Consider the following 23,847-nt stretch of genomic DNA (forward strand, 5'->3'; position numbering starts at 1 on the left):
CTCGCTTATCTTTGTTTGATGGTGCTATGTTAATGGGTAAAAAAATAAAAGTCACATAAAATATTGATTTATGTGTAGATATATTGTGAGCTAAGCCGCCTTTACAGCAACATATCAGCATTATATCGCCCTAAGTTACCTCAACATAAAAGTATCAATTGATCGTGTTGTCCCTTGTTGCCTACTGTAACCCCAACGTTTTATCTTTTGCAAAAGACGCTTGCTTGTACTATTAAAATTATGAATAAAATCAAATAGTAAGTTGAGATGACTTAAAGTCTGGGTTCGCCTCGCGAGGCGAGTAGGGTATAATCGCCCAAAATCTAAAACGCGACAGCGCTATCTATAATGTCTGTCTTTATTTTGCTTAATTTTGGTAGGCATGATTTTGACATACTCCCACCACTTTCGCTAAGCTCAAGTGGGGGATTCTAAAAGCGTTAGCGCTTAGGCGACTTTCTCACGAATGTCACAAGTTTTCTGTTTCAACGGGCGACCTTTACCGCATCCTCCCTCCGCAGACAAAACGGCATGTCCTGCCGATAAAATATTTTTAGCTGCATTCACATCAGCATTTGCTTTATGCCCGCATTGGACGCACTCAAACTTAGCTGGGGTTTGTCGATTTTCTTTAGCGGTATGCTTGCATTCAAAGCAGGTTTGGCTGGTGTAGCGTGGGTTTACTTTAATGAGCACCCCGCCTTGCCAGTGCTGCTTGTACTCAAGCATATCAATCATCATGCCCCAGCCTTGATCCAAAATGGATTTATTCAATCCTGACTTGGCTTTGACGTTACGCCCTCTGTTTTCTAGCGTACCGCTTGCAGATTTCGACATATTGGCTACTTTTAAGTCCTCACAAGCAATCATGGCGTGGTTTTTGCTGATCGCGGTGGTGATTTTATGCAAGTAATCATGGCGAATATTGGCGATGTGATGGTGTAATTTTTGAATCTTACGGTTCTGCTTTTTCCAGTTTTGACTGAATAAGACTTTTCTACTTAATTGGCGCTGTAATGCGGCCAGTTTAATTTGATTGGCTTTAAAGCTATTTTTGGGTTTGATGGTTTGACCGTCTGAGGTGGTAATGAGTTTAGTGATACCCATATCCAAGCCGATGGCACTTGTGGCAGGGTGTCGTGGATTTTCAGTTAGCTGCGTTTCGGTGCCAAACGACACGTACCAGTGACCTGATTTCTTGCTGATGGTGATGTTTTTAATGGTGCCGATGATGTCTTGCGATTTTCTAAACTTCACAAAGCCAATACCGCTAGGTAGTTTGATGCGATTGCCTTCAATACGGCAATACTTATCAAACTGAACAAGCCTGATTGAGTCGCAGCCATCGGATTTACGTTTAAATCTTGGCATCAGTTGTCGTAGTTGAATCTCTGTGCCATCGCTTAGCTTAAAGAACTTGGGTTTTCGGAGCTTCTTTTTATTTTCTTTGAGCCTAGCATGAACTTTAGGGTCGAAAAATCGTGACCAAGCAGAGGCGAGATCACGTACTTTTTGTTGTAAGGACACGGCATTGGCATGGGTTCTTAAGAAGTCAAAATCAGGATTGTTCTTTAGATCCATGATTTTATTAACCAAGTTGGTGGCATTAATAAATTCATTTTTGGCAAACATCTCAAATGAGATCGCTAGCATTTGATTCCAAACAAAACGTGCAGAGCCGACAAGATTATTTAGAATAATCTGTTGCTCTACATTAGGCTCAAGCCTAAACTTATACGCTTTGTTGATTTTCATTACCGCAACTAATTTTGTTTGATAGAATATAAATTCTAAAGATTATTTAGATTTCATACAGTAGCTAATTTGTATAAAAATATAATAAACACTAGGCGAAATTCACCTCCACCCTAATGTCGGGTGGAGTCCTCTTTCGCTTTTAGATAGCGGTTTTAGGATAAAAAAGTAGAGGACCTGACAGACGGTCATTAATAACGATATTAAGCTGAATTGGGCAAAAATGAAGATTTTAATAAGTAATGATGATGGGGTGCATGCGCCAGGGCTATTGGCACTTTATCAGGCATTGTCGACCATCGCAGAAGTGGTGGTGGTTGCGCCAAGCAACGAGCAAAGTGGCTGCGCAAGCGCTTTGAGCATCTCAACGCCATTGTATACCCATAATTTAGATTCGGGTTTTATAGCAGTCAATGGTTCACCCGCTGACTGCGTTTATTTGGCGTTACATGAACTCTATCGTCATAGCGATTTTGACTGGGTGATTACTGGCATCAATTCCGGTGCCAATCTTGGTCAGGACGTTTTATTTTCGGGTACCTTTGGCGCTGCATTGACCGCGCAGCTTTTTGGCATACCAGCTATCGCAACCTCTTTGGTAGGCGGCGGCACAAAAAATGACGATGCGCAGCAAGCCAGTCATTATCAAATGGCGGCCAATGAGATTGTCAAACTCATTACCGATACACCGATATTGGATGCTTGCAAAAATTTGCCCTATCATGTATTAAACGTTAATATTCCTGATGTCAAAAGCGCAGCTACGATTAAAGGTCGAAAAATAACAGCGCTGAGTCACAGTCAGATTGCACGTCCCGTTCATCATGTGGTCGATCCACGCGGACGCGATGCCTACTGGCTATCGTTACGCAAACGCCAACGGGAATTATTAACAGACGACGCAAGTATTGAATCAGCAGAAACGCAGATGATGGATGACCAAGCGGTGGCAGCAGGGTATATTAGTCTATCGCCTGTGCGTCTGCATCATACGCCAACCGAAACCCTTGCGACATTCTCAGCCTTAGTACTGTAATTAGCCCTCTAATTAGTGCTGTAAATTGACTGATTTATCTAAGTTTATGATGATATTTGCCCGTGCTTAAATTGGCCAATGCTTAAATTTATTAGTACTAAATTTGCTAGGGCTTAAAATCGCTAAAAACCATTTATTATTGAATGAGCTAAAAACCATTGGTTATTAAATGCATAATTATGGTGTTTAGGACATTAAACGTTACAACCGTTAGCAAAATGCTTGTGAGTAACACAAGGAGTTTGTGAGTAACATAAAGAATAGGAAATCTTGTATGAAGAAGCTTATTGCTGGATCGCGCTTAGCAACCCTAGCCTTGATGGGAACATTGACGGCAGCGACCGTGACGATGGTCGGCTGTGCCACCAAACCCACCTATCAAGGGGCTAATCAGGGACCGAAGATTATCACCAACGGACAAGGCGTGCCCAATTATTATCGTGTGCAGCGTGGCGACACTGTCAGTCAAATCGCCGCCCGCTATCGTCTCAATTATCGCCAAATCGGTGCGATCAATGGTTTAGATAGCAAATATACGATTTATAGTGGTCAATGGCTCAAGTTATGGCAAGCCGAGCCAGTAAGCGCCAATAATAACAATCGCTATAACACCCCTGCTCAAACACGGCCACAGCCGAGCTATACACCGCCTGTGAATAATACTCCGAACTATTCGCAAACGCCTGTTTATGAAGTGACCGCCAACGCAACCTCGGGTTATGAGTATCCAAGTCGCAACCAAGTGATTCGTAACTTTGATGCTGCTGCCGGTAATATGGGTATGTGGTTTGCCGGTAATGTCGGTGATCCAGTGCTTGCTAGCCAATCGGGTACGGTGCTGTATTCAGGTAACGGCCTGCCTGAGTATGGCAACCTGATTATGATTCGTCATAGCGATAACTACATTACTGCTTATGCGCATAACAGTGCCTTGCTGGTAAAAGAAGGTGAAGCAGTACAGCGCGGACAGCGTATTGCAAATATGGGTAGCAGCGGTGAGAGCAATCAAGTCGGCTTAGAGTTCCAAGTACGCCTAAATGGTAACCCTATTGACCCACGTGCGGTGCTTGGACGTTAGATTTTAAAACGTTAAATTTGCTGCAATTTTTTAGTGGCTGTTGTTAATTGTTATTGCTTGCTCGCTATTACTTATTAGCTATCAGTTGCTTTACTTATTCATATTTGAGAAATTTATGTTATTAAACAAACAGTACCTTGCCTTGTTTCCCGCGTTAGTCATGGTCGGCTGTACCAGCCAGCAGGCAATGCAAAAGCCGAGTACCCCTGTACGCCAAGGTAATGTGCAAATTACCCAAACCCAAACCATTCAGGTAAAGCCAACGCCTGTACCAGTCGTCAAGCCGCAGCCGGTTACTAAACCAAGCTATAACAGTTTTTCTGATTGGAAATCTGACTTCTCGATGCGCGCCATTGCAGCGGGTCATGATGCTTCAACCGTGCGTCGTTTGATGGACACGGCTTATTTAAATCAGCAAGTTATCTCGCTGGATTCAGGGCAGCCAGAGTTTTCTAAAATGCCTTGGGAATATGTCGATTCTGCCGTATCAGATGGCCGTGTCAGCACAGGTAAGCGTAAGTTTGCCGAGCAACGCGCATTTTTATCACAGTTAGAGTCGCAGTACGGCGTCAATGCAGAAATCATCGCTGCGATTTGGGGCATGGAGTCATCATACGGTGTGGTAACGGGCAATAGCAGTATTCCAAGCTCGCTTGCCAGCCTTGCTTATGATGGCCGTCGCCAAGAATTTGCTGAAACCCAGTTATTGTCACTAGCGACGCTATTGCAGCGCGGCGATGTCTCATGGTCACAGCTCGATGGCTCTTGGGCAGGCGGTATGGGGCAGACGCAGTTTATCCCTGATACCTGGCTGAAACACGGCGTTGATGGTGATGGTAACGGTCATCGTAACCCATGGGCAACGAGCGATGCTCTGGCCTCTACTGCCAATTACCTGAGTAATTCAGGTTGGGTGCGAGGCCTTGCGCCATTTTATGAAGCAACTGTACCTGCGTCGTTTGATTACTCAACGGTTGGTACCAAGCAACCTGCGGCTAGATGGGCGGCGATGGGCGTGGATACCATCGCTGATGTTTATTTAGATGCCAATACGCAAATGGAGCTATGGCTACCTGCTGGTAAAGATGGTCCAGTCCTATTACTTAGCCCAAACTTTGATGTCATCAAGGTTTACAACAACTCATCAAACTATGCGCTTGGTGTGAGCTTACTTGGTAAAGCGCTGGCAGGTCAGAGCGGCTTACAAAAATCATGGCCGCGCTATGAGCGTCCATTATCGACCGCGCAAGTGCGTAATTTGCAGCAGCGTTTAACCAGCATGGGTTATGATACCAAAGGCGCTGATGGCATCGTTGGTACCAATACGCGTAAGGCGTTCCAGCGCTGGCAAGCAGATAATGGTCAAACGCCAGACGGCTTTATCACTCAACGCACAGCATCTTCATTGGCAGGATGGTGAGACAGAGTAAAGTCGCTGTTTTTGGATAATCGTTATTTACAACGATGGTTTAAAAAATAACTAAACCAATAAAAAACTCCGTGCTAAGCGGAGTTTTTTTTGTTCGTACAGTTTTATAAAAATTGTAGCAGCAGGTTAGATAGGGTTTAGACAGTCATCTTAAACTCAACCAACTCAAACTCAGCAGCATTATCGCCTGTATCACCATCTGCCGTTACCGCCCCAATCACCGCACTGACTTTTGGCTGGCGTGACTCTTTATCAAGCAAGCGCCAATCACCAAGCACGTAGCGCTTTTTATCGGACGTCGCCTGATGAATGGCTGGGCGATGGGTATGACCATGTAACAACGCATCGCTGTCTGCTATGGCTTGTATTACTGTATCTTCATTAACGTCCATGATATAAGCGGCTTTATTGGCGTTATTCTGCTGACTTTTTTGCCGTAATTTATCGGCAATCGCTAAACGTTTTGTCAGCGATTTATTGAGCAAATACCACTGCGTCAGACGATGACGCATCATCTTGCGAAAGAACTGATATTTTTTATCATCGGTACATAAGGCATCGCCGTGTTCTAAGCGGTAATTCTGCTGTCCGACGGTTAAATAATACGGCTCATAAATCAGCTCACCGCCAAATAAGCTACAAAAGGGCTGACCTAAGAGGAAATCACGGTTGCCATGCATGACCAATATCTCACAGCCAGCTATCCGTAGTTTTTTTAGTTTAACGATAAGCGGCGTGAGCCAATGGATTTGGCGCGCGTCTTCTGACAAAGTCAAATAAGCGTCATCGCCAATCCAAACCTCAAACCAATCGCCTAAGATAAATAAGCGTTTAAGCTGAGGTAGGGCAAGGCAATCATCGAGCAGGGCCAAAAAAGCCTGCACTAAGGCAGGCTCTTCTGGCGATAAATGCAAATCGCTAATCAAAACTTGCCGCACCTCATGAGGGCGGGTCGTGATTAAATGATTAAAGCTTTGCATGTATCTTTATCCTCATAAGGTAAGATAAGCGGCTATTAATGACAAACCGCTTATCTTATACCGTTTATAAAAAACGATTACTGCGTAATGATAGTCGCAGAGTTGATGACTACAGGCTCGTTTGGCACATCAGCATGCATGCCAAAACGGCCGGTTGGTACACCGCGCATTTTGTCGATAACATCCATGCCGCTAGTGACTTTACCAAATACGGTGTAGCCCCAACCTTGCATGTTTTTGCCAGAATGGTTTAGAAAATCGTTGTCTTTTACGTTAATAAAAAACTGGCTGGTTGCTGAATGTGGGTCTTGCGTACGGGCCATCGCAATCGTACCTTTGTCATTTTTCAAGCCATTGTCCGCTTCGTTTTCAACGGGTGCATTGGTTGCTTTTTCATTCATTTCAGCGTCCATACCGCCGCCTTGAATCATAAAGCCGTCAATGATGCGATGGAAAATCGTACCGTCATAATGACCAGATTTAACATAGTTTAAAAAGTTTTCGACCGTTTTTGGCGCTTTTTCTTCATTGAGTTCGATAACGATCGCACCCATATTGGTGTCAAGTTCTACTACTGGTGGCATGTCTACCATGTGATATTCCTTTTTGATTATAGCGTCTAAAATAACGCTGTTAAGTGGTGGTTAAAAAGTTGCTGACTAAAAAGTTATGGCTAGTCTAACGGCTTTTTTGTCGTCTGTCATGTATCAGGCTGTTAATGCCTTTGCAAAAGCTGATAGAATAACGCAACGTTATCTTTTATCAGCGATTTTTGATTGATTATTTTAAATTTTCTTATTTTGAACCTTTTATAAAGCGTAATGACACGTGTTAAAGGCTAAAACCTTGCGCTAGGAGCAATGAGTAATGAGTGAGCACTCAAGCAACAATGTACAAAAAGACGAACAAAAAAACGACTTTATTCGTAATATCATTCGTGACGATATCAAAGCGCAAAAATACCCGCAAATCGTGACGCGCTTTCCGCCTGAGCCAAACGGCTATTTGCACTTAGGTCATGTCAAATCTATCTGCTTAAACTTTGGTATCGCCGAAGAGTTTGGCGGCGTTTGTAACTTGCGCTTTGATGACACCAACCCAACCGCCGAAAAGCAAGACTATATTGATAATATTGAAAATGATGTGAAATGGCTTGGCTTTGAGTGGGCAGGCGAGGCGCACCATGCGTCCGGTTACTTTGACCAGTTGTACGCATGGGCCGTACAGTTGATTGAGCAGGGTGATGCTTATGTGGACTTGCAATCGCCTGAGCAAATTCGCGATAATCGTGGTTCATTTAATGAAGCAGGCACGCCGTCGCCGCAGCGTGATGCCAGTGTTGAAGAAAACTTAAAACTCTTTAATGATATGAAAGAAGGCAAGTTTGCCGAAGGCAAAGCCGTGCTGCGCGCCAAGATTGACATGGCAAGCCCAAACATGAATATGCGCGACCCTGTTATCTATCGCGTCATGCACCAAGCCCATCATCAAACCGGTGATAAATGGTGTATTTATCCGATGTACGATTTTGCCCATCCGCTCTCTGATGCACTCGAAGGCATTACCCATTCGTTATGTACACTGGAATTTGAAGACCATCGTCCGTTTTATGATTGGGCGGTTGAAAAAATTGGCTTTGATGTGCCGCCGCACCAGTACGAGTTTAGTCGTCTAAACGTCGACCATACCTTGACCAGTAAACGCAAATTAAAGCAGTTGGTTGATGAAGGTATCGTTAGCGGTTGGGATGATCCACGTATGCCGACCATCGCTGGCATGCGCCGCCGCGGTTATACGCCTGAAGGTCTACGCGATTTTAGTGAACGCGTCGGTGTGACCAAGGTAGACAGCGTCGTTGATTTTCGTCTATTAGAATTTAGTATTCGTCAGTCATTAGAGACGACGACGGCGCGCGGTATGGCAGTGCTCAAGCCGTTAAAGGTAACGATTACTAACTTTAGCGATGCGGTTAGCAGTTGGGAGTCGCAAAAAGCTGATAGCGTCAATGCGCGCTGGGATGAAGACGCTCAGACTTTATGGCTCACGCAGCCAAACCATCCAAATGTTGATATGGGCGAGCGTGAAATTCCGTTTACCGAAACCCTTTATATTGACCAAGGCGATTACGAGATCGAGCCGCCAGCAGGCTATAAGCGTTTATCTCCAGAAAAGCCAGAAATCCGTCTGCGTAACACTTATGTGTTGGCAGTGACTGAGCATATTCTTGATGACGCTGGCAATGTTGTTGAGCTAAAAGCCACGATTGACCCTGCGACTTTGGGTAACAACCCTGAAGGCCGTAAGGTTAAAGGCGTGATTCATTGGGTCTCAGCAAGCCAAGGCGTGCAAGCGACGGTACGCATGTATGAGCAGCTATTTAGCGCTGAAGATCCAAGTAGCGTCGCCGACGTTCATCAAGCGCTAAATCCTAACTCGTTGATTGAGCTCGATGCCGTAGTTGAGCCATCGCTTGCTAATGCCAATGCTGGTACGCGATTCCAGTTCGAGCGTGAGGGCTACTTTATTGCTGATAGTGAAGACCACTCGAGCGACAAGCCAGTGTTTAATCAAATCGTGAGCTTACGTGACAGCTATAAACCGGCTTAGTGTAGAACTATTGGCTCTATTATTAAAGTTTAAAACGTTACTCAACAATAGTAGTTTTCAAAATCGCCCATTTCTAGTACGCTAGAGATGGGCTTTTTTATGAACGTGGATTATCTTGAAGGGTTCAGAATATTGATTTGGTTAATGTTTTAAATGCAAACTTGGATTCTTAGTAATAAATGGCATAAGCGCATTACAATCCATCACAAGACATTCATAACCAGTTTGCTAAGATAGAAGAGAATTCTTGCTGACGTAATTTGAGTTATTGTGTAGTATTGACCGAGTATGTTGATAGCTAAGTACATTTATAACTAGGAACATTTATAACTAAATACGTTTATAACAATAGAGCGCATGGATACCTTTAGAGGTGAATAAATACTAACGCTCATCACTCATATAAATAAGGAATAAAGCATGGCAAATTTACGTTTAGGTGATACTGCACCAAATTTTGACGCGACAACCACTGATGGTGATATCAATTTCCACGAATGGGCAGGGGACAGTTGGGTTGTCTTTTTCTCACATCCTGCAGATTACACGCCAGTCTGTACCACTGAGCTTGGGCGTACGGCGGCATTAGGCGGCGAGTTCCAAAAGCGCAATGTAAAAGCAATTGCCTTATCAGTTGACGGCCTAGACGATCATAAAGGTTGGGCCAAAGATATTGAAGAAACCCAAGGTACCGCCGTTAACTTCCCTATCATTGCGGACTCAAATCGCAAAGTGGCGGATCTTTATGACATGATTCATCCAAATGCCGACAATACCGCGACGGTTCGAAGTGTGTTTATCATTGATCCAAATAAAAAAGTACGCTTAACCCTGACTTATCCAGCCAGCTGTGGTCGTAACTTCGATGAAATCGTCCGTGTTATCGATGCGATGCAATTGTCTGATGAGTATAATGTCGCAACGCCAGTTGATTGGAAAGAAGGCGATGACGTTATCATTCCACCAAGCGTGAAAAACGAAGATATTCCCGCCAATTATCCAAAAGGCCATACCGAAATTAAGCCTTATCTACGTACCACGCCTGCGCCTAACAAATAAGTTGAGCAGCTAGTCCAAGCAGTTGTTTCAAGTTAATAAGCCCTATGACGTCATGTTATAGGGCTTTTACTTTTTCAGCTTTTTATTAAAACAGCATATTTCATAAGGTTTTGTTATGATAATAACAGGCTGAAATGTCTAAATATGATATTTATAATTTTATCCATAACCGATAATGCAATAGCCATAATAAAACCAAAGGGCGCTGAGTCGCTTTAAAACCATCTTACAAGGAGTTTGCCATGAAAAAATTATACTTAACCCGTACCGCCCCAAATCCACGTAAAGCGCTTATTTTATTAGCGTCAAAAGGTATCGATGTCGATGATATGGATGATCTTGATGTGGTCGATATCGACTTTGCTACCAATGAGCAGATGTCTGAGGAATTTACCAAAATCAATCCCATGCAGACGGTGCCGGTATTAACCTTGGATGATGGTACGGTGCTGAATGACTCGCAGGCGGTATGCGAGTATCTCGACCGTGTTTATGGCGAGCGCTCGGTGATGGGTAATGACGTCGTACAGCGGGCGCAAGTATGCTCGATGCGCCGTATTGCTGAGTTTGAGGTGCTATACAACTTTATGCTGGCGTTTCAGCATAGCCATCCGTCCAAAGCGCAGCGTGTCGAGCAAGTACCTGAGTTTGTCGCGCCCTCTATTGCCCGCGCGATAAAAGCCCTACCTTATTTTGAAAATGCCCTAAACGGTCATGATTATTTGGTCGGTGAGCAGTTGAGCTTTGCCGATATAGTACTGTATTTGGGGCTAGATTTTGGTAAAGCGCTGAAAGTTAATCCAAACGAGCAGGGCGAAAATTTGGCGCGTTTTTATCAAATGATGCATGAGCGCTTTAGTATTAAAAATATGGCAAAAGCCAAACCTGCTTATGATGAATGATAAGGTCGCCTTATAAACCGAGCTTTACATAGCCAAAAGCCTTAATGAGCTAACCACCATATTAGCCAGTTAAGGCTTTTTTTATTTCAAAATTAGAAAAACTATCGAAAACAGTTACTATCAATCTATAAAATTAAACACTTTGTAACAATAATAGATAACATCGGCGCTATAGTGGTCAAATTATGAACACTTTACAAAAACAGATACAATTGCAATTTGTATGGTAAAAACTTCGTATGCTAGAAAGCGGAATATCGAAAAGGTTTACTCACAAGGTATGACTGTTATGACCTCATCTTTTGACACCCAATATTTTACGGAATCATCTTTTATAAAGTCTTTGGCTAGATTTGCTGTATTGCCCAGTATTTTAGCGGTAAGTCTGACATTAACTGCCTGCCAAGAATCCTCAGTACCAAGCGAGAATGATATACAGACAGAAAATGCTAACGAAGTCGATGGTAATGCTGCTACGCCTGATGCTACGCTAGAAAATGATGAGTCCAAGGCGGCTGAGATGAGCACTGAAGAACAAATGATAGCCAATCTTACCCGTTATCGCTGGACACTGATGTCTGCAAGCGATAAAGGCGCTCAGCCACTAAATACACTGCTTGATATCAAAGACCAAGTGCGCTTGAGCTTTAGCCAATACCAAGGCGAGAATAGCCTAAATTATAGTGTCGGCTGCAATACCATGAGCGCAGGATATCAGCTTCAAGGTCAGACGTTGACCATCGAAGACGGTATGAGCACCAAAATGTCGTGCGGTGAGCTTGATAAGGCTGAAAACCAATTGAATGAGCTAATGCAAGGTGAGAATCAATTGACCTTAGTATTAGACGCCAATATCGAAAACGGTAGTGCTGAGAGCGCAACGGCTGAAAGTCGTCAACCAATCTTAACGCAAATCACAAGCGACGCGGCGACGTTAGTTTGGGTAGGAAAGCTGACTTCGCAAGCTAAATATAACAGTAAAGGTGAAACGGTATTTTGGGCAGTCAATGCTAAGAAAGTAGCCTGCGCTGACAAGAGTTCAGAGTTATGCTTACAAGTAAAACCCATTACTTATGATGACCAAGGTATCAAGGCTAGCGAAGGTGAGTGGACAGCCTTTAACGGTGAAATCGATGGCTATCAGCCCGATGGTATGCACGATGAAGTACTACGTCTTCAGCGCTATCAGTTAGACGCTAACGAGAATGAAGAAGCGCAAGAATATGCCTATGTACTCGATGCAGTGATTGAGAGTAGCGTGGTAGAGTAATGCTTTGTTAGAGTAGGTTTGTTGGTCATTTTTATTATTTAAAATGATGACTCAAATAGAAGAGATAATTTAAACGAAAAACACGCGCCGTTTGGATGCGTGTTTTTTTATATTTATTACTTCTATTACTTTACTGCGAACTTATTTTTTAACGCAAATTGCCTAAGTCTTCTTCGGTCAAACGCCAGCGACCTTTTTTCTTCGAAGCGCCGCGTCCACGCATGGTGCTATTCATTATGAGTTTGTTCATGGAATGGCTTGAGTGCGCATGGCAAATGGCGCAGGCAAGACCATCGGCAGCATCTTGCTGGGGCACCACCTCTAACGCCAAAATGCGGCAGACCATTTCTTGTACTTGCTCTTTTGCCGCCGCACCATAACCGCAGACCGCTTGCTTAATTTGGCGAGCGGTATATTCCGATACTTCTAAATCAAGAGCGACCATAGCGGCAATAGCTGCGCCGCGAGCTTGCCCGAGCTTCAACGCTGAGTCTGGGTTTTCTGCCATAAAAACTTGCTCGATAGCGGTATAAATTGGCTCGTCGCCATATTTTAAATGATGCTGGGTGATACGCGTTAAGCCATTAAAAATACGCTTTAGGCGCTCAGGCATTTCTTTGGTATCTGTGCGAATGGTACCTGCGTCTATATACGTAAGTTTGTCGCCCGTTTGTTGGATAATGCCATAACCGGTCATGCGCGAACCCGGGTCAATCCCGATAATAATTGCCATAGTATTCCGTCTTACTTACATTTTGTTTTATGGCTTAAAAATCAGCCGTAAGTTTGATAGTATAGCAATCAATCCCCATATACATCATATGTTAGCCATATTAATTTGCATGGCGCTTAATTTTTAGATTTTATCTTATAGGACGACACTTTATGGGTCAGATAGTTGGTATTGCCATCGTTTGGTTTATTATCGAGATGCTGCTTTGGTATTTACTTGCGCAGTTTATGAGCGGTTGGTGGGTATTTATGTGGTTTATTATCGCCGCCGTTATCGGTATCTCTCTTATACGTAAAGGGATGGCAGCACTCAATCCAATGGCGCAGCAGATGAAAGCGGGCGGTATGATGAACCCTGCTATGCGTCCACAAGAATCAACCATGATTAAAAGTGTCGCTGTAGCAGCGGCGGGTCTTTTGCTGCTGATTCCGGGTGTGCTCAGTGACTTATTAGCCTTACTGGTGATATTGCCGCCGGTGCAAAAAAAGCTCAAAGCCTTTGCTAATAATTACGTTATGAACAATCAGCAAAAAATGATGGAGATGATGGCAAAACAGATGGGTGGACAAAACCCGTTTGGTGGCGCAGGCGGCATGGGTGGTCAAAATCCATTTGGCGGTGCTGGTGGTATGAACAATCAAAATCCGTTTGGTCAGCAGCAACAAAATCCGTTTGGCAATGTGTTTAAACAACATACTACTGTCGATGGGACGGCTAAAAACATCCCTAAAGATGTGAAGAAAATTACCAAATCTGCCAATGACGAATAATCAATTTATTATTAAATAGACATTTTTGCCGGCATAAAAAAAGCCCCTTTTACCGTTAATAAAAGGGGCTTTTTGAGTGTTAAAACTATTTTTATAAAAGATAATATTTATAAATAAAATAGCTAATAACTGAATAAAACAACCGAAGTGCCGCCGTAAGATGGTGACCCATGAACCGTGAAGTTCAGGGCGGATGCGTCACTGCCTCTGCAGGTTTCCTGAGACACCGCAAGCGGTGCAGGCATACACAATAAGGCAATAGGTACCACATCCTGGTAAAGCATTATCGGCTCAGGGAATAAACATCTACTAGCCAACACTTCAGAATATAATTATCTTAACCAATGACTTGAGTGATTGCAAGTACGATTTACAGATTGCTACGTAGGGTTAATAAGCAGCATGAATGATGTTGAGTATTTACTTTATCTACCATGAAATGGCAGAATTTTTAAGGGCTTAAATATGGCTTAAAAGGACGATTTTTCAGCTATTTTGAGATATGTGTTAATATAGAGGACTGTAAACATCCTAAGATAGCATTCTAAGCGTTCATTCACTTGAGGAGCGGTAATCCATGACCCATAACCAGCAACAAGCAGAAATTATCGACGATAGTCAGGCTCAGCTCAATAATAAGCAAGTTAGCGAGCAAAATAAAAAAGTGCCCCATGTCTTAATGATATTAGATGGTTTTGGGCATCGTGAAGACGATAAGGATAATGCGATTGCTGCCGCCCATATGCCAAATTTGGATAAGATTTATCAGCAATACCCGCATGGATTGATATCGGCTTCAGGAGAAGATGTCGGCCTGCCAGATGGTCAGTTTGGTAACTCAGAGGTTGGTCATATGAATTTGGGCGCCGGCCGCGTGCTTTATCAAGACTCCACTCGTATCTCAAATGAAGTCGCCAATCGTGAGTTCTATAAAAACGAAGCTTTAGTTAATGCGGTGAAAGCGGCAAATAAGCTTGGCGGTAACGTACATATTATGGGATTGTTGTCTGATGGTGGCGTGCACTCGCACCAAGATCATATCGAAGCCATGTGCCATTCGGCATTGGTACACGGTGCCAAAAATGTCTTTGTGCATTGTTTTTTAGACGGCCGCGATACCCCGCCCAAATCTGCTGATAAGTACATTAACCGCTTACGCGACCATATTGCCAAGCTCAATGACCACTACGAAGGTGGCCGCGTGCAAATTGCCAGCATTATCGGGCGCTATTATGCAATGGATCGTGATAATCGCTGGGACCGCGTGCAAAAAGCCTATGAGCTTATCACCGAGGGTAAAGCCGACCGCTTAGCAACACGTGCCGATGGCGCCATACAAGCGGCGTATAAAGCACGCGAAACCGATGAGTTTATCAATCCAACGGTGGTGATTGGTCGCGACGAAGTGCCTTATACCGTCGATGACAATGACGCACTTATCTTTATGAACTTCCGCGCTGACCGTGCTCGTGAGCTTGCGCAAGCCTTTGTGCTACCAGATCATGAGTTTTCTGGTTTTGCCCGTCATAAGCAACCAAAGCTTGCCGCTTTTGTGATGTTGACGAAGTATTCTGACGTGCTAGCGGACAATCCAAAAACCAGTATTGCCTATTATCCAGCGTCTTTGACCAACACGCTTGGCGAGTATTTACAAGATAAAGGTAAGACCCAGCTACGTATCGCTGAAACTGAAAAATATGCGCACGTGACCTTTTTCTTTAGCGGCGGCCGCGAAGATGAATATGAAGGCGAGACGCGGATTTTAGTGCCATCGCCTGATGTTGCTACTTATGATTTACAGCCAGAAATGAGCGCGCCTGAAGTGACCGATGAGCTGGTCGCTGCTATCGAATCTGGTAAATATGATGTGTTGGTGGTTAATTATGCCAACGGCGATATGGTCGGGCATACAGGTGTCTTTGAAGCTGCTGTCAAAGCGGTAGAGGCGTTGGATGTGTGCATTGGTCGTTTAGAAGAAGCGGTACGCGCTGCGGGTGGCGACATGCTGATCACCGCTGACCATGGCAACTGTGAGCAGATGCAAGACTACGAAAGCGGCCAAGTGCATACGCAGCATACCACTGAGCTGGTGCCATTGATTTATATTGGTGAGAAAGCCGTAAAAGTACGTAGCGGCGGCAAGCTTAGTGATATCGCGCCTACGATTTTGGCATTAATGGATATCGAGCAACCAGATGAGATGACCGGTAAAAACTTACTGCTTTCGGCTACATAAACGAGACATTTAATAGGGTTATTTAGCAGTCTATTATTACTGCTAAAGCTATTGAGTTTTATAAAAAGGGAGAGATATTGAGTATCTTTCCCTTTTTTTGCATTTTTTTTGCGCATCCCCGTATTTTTCTTGATACATATTGTTTAAGTTACTTGCAATACTGTCCTAGTCTTAGATAGAGGCGCAGTGTTATTTTAGACGACATTGTTCATGAATAACTTTATAATCATAAATATCCATATAATCCAAAAGTTATAAAAATAATAACCAATCCCTTTCTTTGAGTAATTTATTATGCGTCCAATTCGCCCTTTATCCTTATTGCGGTCTAAAAGCTTGAGAAATATCATCATGCCATTGCCTCTTGATTCTAAATCTACTACTTCTAAATTTATTGGTTCTAAATCTTTTAAAATGAAGTCTTTTAATGTCAAATCAATCGGCTCTCAGCTATTAAAACCCGCCCTTATTAGCGGTGTGGTAGGGTTGGGTGTGGTCAATATGCCGGCACAGGCTGCTACCAATGATAATCAAAAAATCAATAATACTGGCAAAAATCCCACAGCAAGCTTGCAATTGATTGGACTTAACGACGACGATGTATCCTTAAATAATGACGAGGAAGCTAATAACGCCGACGATTTATCAGATATCGCCGATATGCTCGAATCTGCCGATCAAGTCGATGACTCGATAGATGCTGTCGCCGATGAAAGCGCGCTAAATGACGAGTCAGACGTGATAAATACCGATATTCCCGCTGAAGTTGCGCAAGTATCGTTAAAAGCCATTTCGCCTGAAACGCTTAAAACCTTTGTGGCTGTCGTTGATTTGGTACGCCGCGAATATGTGGATACGGTGAATGACGAAGAGTTATTTAGCAATGCCATGAGCGGTATGTTGACCAAGCTTGATAGCCACGCTGAGTTTTTGGATGCAGAAGCTTATGAGAATCTGCGTGCTTTTACTGAAGGCGACGTCGGCGATATCGGTATCAAGGTGCAGTATCAACCCAAAGTAGGCTATTGGGTGATTACTGAGGTGGTTGATGGCTCGCCTGCTGATAAAAAAGGCATTGCCGTTGGTGATTATTTGCACCAAGTGGACGAGTTTAAACTTGGTGAAGACGAAGAAAGTAATGACATTGAGCAATTGTTAACGGGCATTGCAGGTACCCAAGTAGATGTGGTGACATCAAAAGCAGGCCGGCGTAAACATACCACGACTTTACAGCGTAATCACAACCATCCACAAGTTATTGAAACGCGGCTGGTAGATGGAATGGCTATTGTTAGATTACCCGCCTTTCAAAACAATAGCCGTGAAAAGCTGTTACAAGGGTTAATTGATTTGGATGCGCCTGTTAAGGGAATTTTATTAGACATGCGTGACAACCCAGGCGGTGTATTGGCGTCAGCGGTAAGCGTTGCCAGCTTATTTATGACCAATACCGATGTGGTACAAGTCAAAGGTCGTCAAAGCGAATCCCGCACACTATCGACGCAAGGTGCAGCGTTATTAGATACCATGCCAGTTGTGGTGTTGCAAAATCGTTATTCTGCTTCAGCGGCTGAGGTCTTAGCCAGTAGTTTGCAAGCGCAAAAACGCGCGACTATTTTAGGCGAGGTCAGTTATGGTAAAGGTTCGGTGCAGTCCGTGATACCGCTTAATGACGAGCAGGCGGTAAAGCTGACCGTTGCTCATTACATGACCGCTTCGGGTAAAAAAATAGATGGGGTTGGGGTAGCGCCTGATGTGACTTTAACAGGAAGTGAAAGCACATGGGAGCAACAGACGCTTGATTTACTCAGACAAAAAGCCCTGCCGTCGGGTGTTCGCTTTGTACGCAAGCCTCAAGCAGCGAATAATCCTAGTCAAGATGATACTAATAATAAAGTTGTTAAAAACAAAGTGACTCAAAACAACAGGCTTATCGACCATGTGACTGAAAAGCCGACTGAAAAACCGGCTGTTAAAGCCAAGCCCTAATTTCGTTAGCATTTAAACTGAGACTTTTCGAGCTGATTTAATTATCGTCTTACGGTTAGCGCTTATATATTATTCAGACTGATTTTCAGCAATTTCAAGCTTTGACATACGATAGCGTAACGAGCGGAAAGTGGTGCCCAACAATTCAGCAGCTTGGGTCTTATTCCAGTTTGTCTGTTTAAGGGCGGTAATAATCAGCTGCCTTTCCTGCTCTTGCAAATAATGCTCTAAGCCTTGGGCAGGTAATTGACCAGCGACAACTTCTTCTTTTATTGATTTATCTAATTTCTCTTGCTCATTAGCTTCATTGCTTAATGGTTCTGACATAGCGCTAGGTGCTGTTTTATCAAGTTGTGCTGTAGGACTGGCTGCAGCGTGCGCATTCATTGAAGGATAGTGCTGCGTAATGGTGGGATAAGGAGATATAGTAGCTTTTGCTTGTTGCGGGCTGTCTTTTTCTACGGCTTCTACGTTATTTTTTACCACATTATCTTTTATAGATTGCGCTCCCAAGCTTTCACTTTTATCTAAAATAGCATTGCTCGAAAGGGTCGCTTTGTCAGCGTTGTTATTTTGCTCTACTTCTGCAATAGCTTCTTGCGCGTTCTCTAATTGTTGATTGTCAAAATCAGCTAAGCCTAAATGACTAGCATCAATAGTGGATGTCTCCGCTAAGGTTATCGCGCGTTCAAGGATATTACGTAATTCGCGAACATTACCCGCAAAGTCGTGATGTTGTAGACGCGCGCAAGCAGCATTGGTCAGTGTTGGCGGCGACTCCAATTGCCGTTCGTCGGCAATTAAGGTCAAAAAGTGCTTGGCCAATACCGGTATATCATCACGTCTTGCGTTAAGCGTCGGTAGTTTAAGCTCAATGACATTGATGCGGTAATATAAATCTTGGCGAAAACTACCTGCATGTACCAGCTGATTTAAATCTTTATGCGTCGCTGATAGGATACGAATATCAACTGGCACTTCTTTGGTATCGCCGATTGCACGCACAGTTTTTTCTTGAATGGCGCGCAGTAATTTGACCTGCATCGCTAATGGCAGATCAGCGACCTCATCTAAAAATAGCGTACCGCCATTGGCCTGTTGAAACAGTCCTTGTTTATCAGCCACAGCCCCAGTAAAGCTGCCTTTTTTATGACCAAAAAATTCTGACTCCATCAGCTCTGACGGAATCGCGCCGCAGTTGACTGGCACGAAGCTGCCATCGCGGCGCGGGCTTAAATCATGGATCAAGCGCGCAACCACTTCTTTACCAGTGCCCGATGCCCCCGATAAAAAAACTGGCGCTTGTGAGCGCGCTAACTTTAAAATGGTATTTTTTAGTGGGTGCATGACGGCTGAGTCGCCAATCAGACGGCTATCGAGCATTTGCTGCTCAGGTGAGCGCTCAGGCGTTGACTTTGCGGCGTTATCTTGATGAATAACCTTGAGTGCATTTTCAACTAATTGACGTAGACGCGGCAGCTCGAGCGGCTTATTAACAAAGTCAAAAGCGCCCAGTTTCAGTGCTTCAATCGCCAAATCCATGCTGCCATGCGCGGTAATCACGGCAATGGGCGTACTTGAACTGCTGCTAATATGCTTAACCAACTCTAAGCCTGACCCATCAGGGAGTTTTAAATCGGTTAGACAAAAGTCATAGTCGTTTGCTTGCCAATAGGTTTTGGCTTGCGATAAGGTATAAGCCACATCGCTTTTGATGCCCATCTTGGTTAAGGTAATTTGCATCAAGCGGCATAAATCTACTTCATCATCAACGACTAGCGCGGTTGTGGTCATACATCATCTCATTGTCTTAAAATATTGCAAGGCATTAAAAATAGGTTTTCAACTGCTTCATTATCAATGGCCGCGTTGTCAATAGCAGGCGCAATCAAACGAAAACAAGTCTTTTTGTGTTCTGGAATATAAAGTAGGCGCGCATGGTTGGCTTCACAAAATGCTTGCGATAAATACAAGCCTAAACCCGTACCCGCCTTATCAGTGGTAAAAAATGGATTGAACAGGTGGGTTAAGTCTGCCGTGCTTACACCTGTGCCATCGTCCAATACATCAATTATAACATCGTTGTCGGCACAATAAATCTCGATTTCCACAACGGCATGAGGGTGAGCATAACTGCTATGACGTAAGCCATTGTTAATTAAATTGATAAAAATTTGCTCTAATTGATGCGGGTCAAATGAGATGGACGGCTGCGCATGGCTGTGTAAAAAAACATCATGACCTTGAAAATAGTTTGCCAAAAATTCTGGTATCCAGTCGGCAAGGGCAATTAATTGCTGCTTGGCGGTTTGCTGGCGTGACAGCTTTAAGACATCTTCAATAATACGATTAACGCGCTTTGTTTGCGTGAATATCATTTTATAAAGCTCATGATTGCCAGCCAACGCATCATTTGCGCTTGCACTCTCTATGGCCTGACTTTCTTCAATATCTTCTATCAGTAGTTGACTGGCTTGCGAAATAGCGGCTAAAGGATTTCTTATTTCATGAGCAATACTAGCGGTCAGTTGCCCTAGTGAGGCCAGTTTTAACTGTTGGGCGCTGGCTTGTTCGCGGCGTAAATCTTCTAAAATGACAAGCTTACTGTCATTTTTTAGCGGGATAATTTCAACGCGAAGCTTACCAAAGACAGAGGCATTGGCAGTAGCTGGCAACTCATAAATAAAACTGCGAGATTGTCCCGTCTCTATCGATAAGCAAGCTTCAAATAACTGTAGATGTTGCGCGCGAAGCTGCTGCTGAAAGTCGGCGAGTGGTTTGTTTGCAATATGATTTTTAATATTATTTGAAGAGTTGTTCGCATGGCTGTTTAAAGAATTGTTTAACAAGCTGTTTGGCGAGCTACTTAGCGCAGCATTTGTCTCAACATACTCTGCATCCATTGCCGTAGCATTTGGAATACTCAGTAATTGATAAGCCGAAAGGTTGGCTAAAACCACTTGTTCACAATCGATGACGATGACACCGTTGGCCATTTGGGTGATGACTTCTTGATTGATAACGTTTAAGCGTTCGACTTCTTTGGCGTGGCGGGCCGCTACTTTCTCAACTTGTACCAAGCGCTGCGAGATTGACCAACTCAAACCGCCGACTGCCAAAAAGCTGGCTGACATCAGGAGCGCATCGCCTAAATTTGCCAAATTCATGCTATTGGCAATCGCATAAAAAAACTGCTGATAGATAACGAAAATAATCGCCAGTAAAGTGATAATCAGCGCTTGCGAGCTATGAAGCAGCATAAAGCTTGCGGCAACCACCACCATATACAGCATGGTCAACTGCAAATCAGGCGCGCCAGCGGTATAGAGCAGTAAGCTTAAAATAATGACGTCTACCGCTAAACCAAACGCCAGCTGTTGCCGTGGATGCTTGGTCACCACATAAAATAAACCCAATAAAATTAAGCTTAAAAGTACATAGAAACTGAGTGCGGTTTGCTGCAAAAAACTTGGTAATGATGAACCATCGCTAGCGCGTGCTGTAATATACACCATCAACATCGAGAATAAGCTGACGACAAAGCGATAGCTGCTATAAATCAAACCCAACCTGCGCAGCTGCGGCAAAGGTAAGGTGTCATCGCGCTGAAAATAATCCGTAATAGCGGCTATAACGCTAGGAGCAGATTTCTTATGCTGCTCATGTTGCTTAGACTTTGACGATGGCACAGGCTTTGAAGGTTTCATAGGCTTTAAAGTTTTCACTGGCTCTAAAGCCTTTTAAGTTGAGCGTAATAGAAGGGAAGGTGCTTACTATACTTAGTTATTTATGCTTAGTAACTTACGGTTGAATAAGCCCGTGACGAATGGCCAAATGGGTCAATTTTACATCGCTATCGACACCGACTTTTTCATAAATGCGGTAACGATAAGTATTGATGGTTTTGACGCTGACAAATAACTGGTCGGCGATTTGCTGCGGGCTTTGGCAATTCACCACCATCATCGCGACCTGTTTTTCACGGTCACTTAATAAGTCAAAAGGTGAGCTGGCATTATCAGATAGCAGAACATCCGCCAACTGCTCGGCAACCTCTTGGCTAAAGTAACGCCCGCCCTGATAGACTTTTTTCACCGCGCGTATCATCTCGTCAAGCGGCGTCCCTTTGGTAATATAACCATTGACACCCGCTTTAATAAGCATCGACGGGTAGGGCTGCGCTGACATGCTACTCACGGCCAAGATCTTAAAGCCCATATCAAGCTGAATAAGGCGTTTGGTGGCTTCGAGGCCGCCAATATTGGGCATATTGACATCGAGCAATATCACATCCGGACGCAGCTGTTTTGCCAATTTAATCGCCATATCGCCACTATCCGCTTCACCGACGACTTCGATATCGGCACTATCTGCCAACATGCGGCTAATGCCCATTCGCACCAAATCATGATCATCTACTACTAGTACTTGAATCATAGTTATACTCTTTTCTATTGGTCAGAATAAAGGGTGCACTGTTAAACTTAAACTATCTAAATGATTTTACTTTCTCATTATAAATGTCAGCTGCTATAAATTTATTGACTAAAATATGTAAACTCACAAACTCCCTTATATTAAGCAGCATACTTTTATATGAGCTTTGCAATTGTGCCCTTATAAGCTTAAATGTAATGCTATATTGCGCCATTGTTAATTAATATTGCTGTAATATAAAGTAAATGTAGTAAAATTTGAATGTGGTCAAAAAACGACATCTAATTGATTTAGTAGATTAAACTTAAATGCAAACCATGATACACTAAAAATACAAAAACTCTATGCGAGTATCTACAAACACAACCACAAACGCTACGTACGTTGTTGGTGTTAGTTAGTATGTAACTAATTTTCTAACTAATGGCAGCGCGGCTGCAGGAGGCATAATGAAGCAACTACCATTAACCAAACAGCAATTAATCGCTGCTCTGATTTCATTGAGTTTGGGCAGTGTTGCACAAGCGGCACTTACCATTAATGGTAGTTCTGGCTCTGAGTCTAGTGCTCGTGTGAGCTGGGGCGGTGCCGATAGCTTATCTGAAGCGCGTAAAATCATGTACAACAGCAGTAATAGCTCGGCGATTAAAAAAGTAGACAATGGCTACGGCGCCACCAATATTACTAATGCACACAGTTTTGGTAGCAGCAATAATAGCTTCAATAATACCAACAGCTATAACACCGCCTATCGTGGTGGTTTTAACAGCGGTAGTATGATTCCGATCAGTACCGATTCGCGCAGTGTTGTGGTCATCGATGCTGAAACCGGCGAATCTATCTACGAAAAAGCTGCTGATATTGCCCGTCCGATGGCAAGTATTACTAAGATTATGACAGCGATGGTGGTGTTAGACGCCGGTCTTGACATGCGTGAAGAGATTACCCTTGATCCAGAAGACTTCGTCGGTCCAAAACGCGCCAGCTCAAACCTTAAGTCAGGTGACCGTTTGAACCGTGCTGAGATGCTACTTATGGCATTGATGAAATCAGAAAACCCAGCCGCAAAAAGCCTAGCGCGTAACTATCCAGGTGGTTATAGTGCCTTTATGCGCGCTATGAACCGTAAAGCTCAAGACTTGGGCATGACCACCGCTTTCTTCGGTGACCCAACGGGTCTTGATAAGCGTAATGTCGCTTCATCAAATGATCTCGTTAAAATGGTACGTGCAGCTGGTAACTACGATGTCATTCGTCGTTTTTCGACCACCAAAAGCTATGACTTTTTTGTCTCTAACTACTCAAGCGGCAACCGTACCTATAAAGCCAACAACACCAGCAGCTTAGTGCGTGATGGTAGCTATCCAATCGGTATCTCAAAAACTGGCTTTATCAATGAAGCAGGGCGCTGCGTGGTGATGGAAACCCGCGTTAATAATCGTCCAGCGATTATCGTGATTTTGGGTGCGAACAGCTCAGCGACGCGTTGGGGCGATGCTAAAAATATCTTAAACAGTTTGGCGACTCGCCGTACCGTATAAGCGTGCTATTTTAATATTGATGTGC

The 23,847-nt window shown here is 43.7% G+C and carries 18 protein-coding genes and 1 other RNA gene; 11 read left to right on the top strand and 8 right to left on the bottom strand.

Going from position 1 to position 23,847, the window contains the following annotated elements; genetic code table 11:
• Window positions 1-447: 447 nt before the first annotated feature.
• Complete coding sequence (locus AB8P72_RS03620) at window positions 448-1,755, bottom strand: RNA-guided endonuclease InsQ/TnpB family protein (RefSeq protein WP_369958020.1); 1,308 nt, start codon at window positions 1,753-1,755, stop codon at window positions 448-450.
• 223 nt (window positions 1,756-1,978) lie between these two features.
• Here AB8P72_RS03620 and surE point away from each other — a divergent pair, with 223 nt between their 5' ends.
• The 3 genes from surE to AB8P72_RS03635 all read left to right on the top strand — a co-directional run bounded on the left by surE (window position 1,979) and on the right by AB8P72_RS03635 (window position 5,289).
• A complete protein-coding gene (gene surE, locus AB8P72_RS03625) occupies window positions 1,979-2,791 on the top strand; it encodes a 5'/3'-nucleotidase SurE (protein WP_191692486.1) in 813 nt (270 codons plus the stop codon).
• Window positions 2,792-3,065: 274 nt separating this feature from the next.
• Window positions 3,066-3,869, top strand: coding sequence for a peptidoglycan DD-metalloendopeptidase family protein (locus tag AB8P72_RS03630; protein WP_369958021.1), 804 nt, complete (start codon window positions 3,066-3,068; stop codon window positions 3,867-3,869).
• Between the two features lie 115 nt (window positions 3,870-3,984).
• Window positions 3,985-5,289, top strand: a complete 1,305-nt coding sequence (locus AB8P72_RS03635; protein ID WP_201542643.1) for a lytic murein transglycosylase — start codon at window positions 3,985-3,987, stop codon at window positions 5,287-5,289.
• 146 nt (window positions 5,290-5,435) lie between these two features.
• On the opposite strand, the gene AB8P72_RS03640 is transcribed toward AB8P72_RS03635, so the two are convergent.
• Both AB8P72_RS03640 and AB8P72_RS03645 read right to left on the bottom strand, forming a co-directional pair.
• Complete coding sequence (locus tag AB8P72_RS03640) at window positions 5,436-6,278, bottom strand: UDP-2,3-diacylglucosamine diphosphatase (RefSeq protein ID WP_369958022.1); 843 nt, start codon at window positions 6,276-6,278, stop codon at window positions 5,436-5,438.
• A gap of 77 nt (window positions 6,279-6,355) precedes the next feature.
• Complete coding sequence (locus tag AB8P72_RS03645; RefSeq protein WP_068406650.1) at window positions 6,356-6,871, bottom strand: peptidylprolyl isomerase; 516 nt, start codon at window positions 6,869-6,871, stop codon at window positions 6,356-6,358.
• A 274-nt stretch (window positions 6,872-7,145) separates the two neighbouring features.
• Between AB8P72_RS03645 and AB8P72_RS03650 the strand changes: the two genes are divergently transcribed.
• The 4 genes from AB8P72_RS03650 (at window position 7,146) to AB8P72_RS03665 (ending at window position 12,116) form a co-directional block, all read left to right on the top strand.
• On the top strand, window positions 7,146-8,885 hold the full coding sequence (locus tag AB8P72_RS03650; RefSeq protein ID WP_369958023.1) for a glutamine--tRNA ligase/YqeY domain fusion protein: 1,740 nt from the start codon (window positions 7,146-7,148) through the stop codon (window positions 8,883-8,885).
• Window positions 8,886-9,305: 420 nt separating this feature from the next.
• Window positions 9,306-9,944: a peroxiredoxin gene (locus AB8P72_RS03655; protein WP_369958024.1), complete on the top strand. Its 639-nt coding sequence runs from the start codon at window positions 9,306-9,308 to the stop codon at window positions 9,942-9,944.
• Window positions 9,945-10,186: 242 nt separating this feature from the next.
• Complete coding sequence (locus AB8P72_RS03660) at window positions 10,187-10,846, top strand: glutathione S-transferase family protein (protein WP_068406659.1); 660 nt, start codon at window positions 10,187-10,189, stop codon at window positions 10,844-10,846.
• A gap of 289 nt (window positions 10,847-11,135) precedes the next feature.
• Window positions 11,136-12,116, top strand: a complete 981-nt coding sequence (locus tag AB8P72_RS03665) for an META domain-containing protein (protein WP_369958025.1) — start codon at window positions 11,136-11,138, stop codon at window positions 12,114-12,116.
• 148 nt (window positions 12,117-12,264) lie between these two features.
• On the opposite strand, the gene ruvC is transcribed toward AB8P72_RS03665, so the two are convergent.
• Window positions 12,265-12,849: a crossover junction endodeoxyribonuclease RuvC gene (gene ruvC / locus AB8P72_RS03670; RefSeq protein ID WP_238060555.1), complete on the bottom strand. Its 585-nt coding sequence runs from the start codon at window positions 12,847-12,849 to the stop codon at window positions 12,265-12,267.
• Between the two features lie 152 nt (window positions 12,850-13,001).
• Here ruvC and AB8P72_RS03675 point away from each other — a divergent pair, with 152 nt between their 5' ends.
• Window positions 13,002-13,619 (top strand): FxsA family protein, encoded by a 618-nt coding sequence (locus AB8P72_RS03675; protein ID WP_193031908.1) that lies wholly within the window; start codon window positions 13,002-13,004, stop codon window positions 13,617-13,619.
• Window positions 13,620-13,754: 135 nt separating this feature from the next.
• Here the strand turns inward: AB8P72_RS03675 and ssrS are convergent.
• Window positions 13,755-13,950: non-coding RNA, 6S RNA (gene ssrS / locus AB8P72_RS03680), on the bottom strand.
• A 246-nt stretch (window positions 13,951-14,196) separates the two neighbouring features.
• On the opposite strand from ssrS, the gene gpmI reads away from it, so the two are divergent.
• Together gpmI and AB8P72_RS03690 are read left to right on the top strand one after the other, a co-directional pair.
• The gene (gene gpmI, locus AB8P72_RS03685; protein WP_369958026.1) at window positions 14,197-15,855 is read left to right on the top strand and encodes a 2,3-bisphosphoglycerate-independent phosphoglycerate mutase; all 1,659 of its coding nucleotides are present in this window, start codon (window positions 14,197-14,199) and stop codon (window positions 15,853-15,855) included.
• A gap of 351 nt (window positions 15,856-16,206) precedes the next feature.
• Window positions 16,207-17,844 (top strand): S41 family peptidase, encoded by a 1,638-nt coding sequence (locus AB8P72_RS03690; RefSeq protein WP_369958027.1) that lies wholly within the window; start codon window positions 16,207-16,209, stop codon window positions 17,842-17,844.
• Window positions 17,845-17,913: 69 nt separating this feature from the next.
• Here the strand turns inward: AB8P72_RS03690 and AB8P72_RS03695 are convergent, their stop codons facing one another.
• From AB8P72_RS03695 to AB8P72_RS03705, 3 genes are all read right to left on the bottom strand, one after another.
• Window positions 17,914-19,638: a sigma 54-interacting transcriptional regulator gene (locus AB8P72_RS03695; RefSeq protein ID WP_369958028.1), complete on the bottom strand. Its 1,725-nt coding sequence runs from the start codon at window positions 19,636-19,638 to the stop codon at window positions 17,914-17,916.
• 8 nt (window positions 19,639-19,646) lie between these two features.
• Window positions 19,647-21,569 carry a PAS domain-containing sensor histidine kinase gene (locus AB8P72_RS03700; RefSeq protein WP_369958029.1) on the bottom strand — a complete coding sequence of 641 codons (1,923 nt, stop codon included), beginning with the start codon at window positions 21,567-21,569 and terminating at the stop codon, window positions 19,647-19,649.
• A gap of 76 nt (window positions 21,570-21,645) precedes the next feature.
• On the bottom strand, window positions 21,646-22,281 hold the full coding sequence (locus AB8P72_RS03705; protein WP_369958030.1) for a response regulator: 636 nt from the start codon (window positions 22,279-22,281) through the stop codon (window positions 21,646-21,648).
• Between the two features lie 449 nt (window positions 22,282-22,730).
• Between AB8P72_RS03705 and AB8P72_RS03710 the strand changes: the two genes are divergently transcribed.
• The gene (locus AB8P72_RS03710) at window positions 22,731-23,822 is read left to right on the top strand and encodes a serine hydrolase (RefSeq protein ID WP_369958031.1); all 1,092 of its coding nucleotides are present in this window, start codon (window positions 22,731-22,733) and stop codon (window positions 23,820-23,822) included.
• Window positions 23,823-23,847: the final 25 nt, after the last annotated feature.

It is taken from the genome of Psychrobacter sp. CLB018, from assembly GCF_041222815.1.
In the GTDB taxonomy this organism is placed as follows: Bacteria; Pseudomonadota; Gammaproteobacteria; order Pseudomonadales; family Moraxellaceae; genus Psychrobacter; species Psychrobacter faecalis.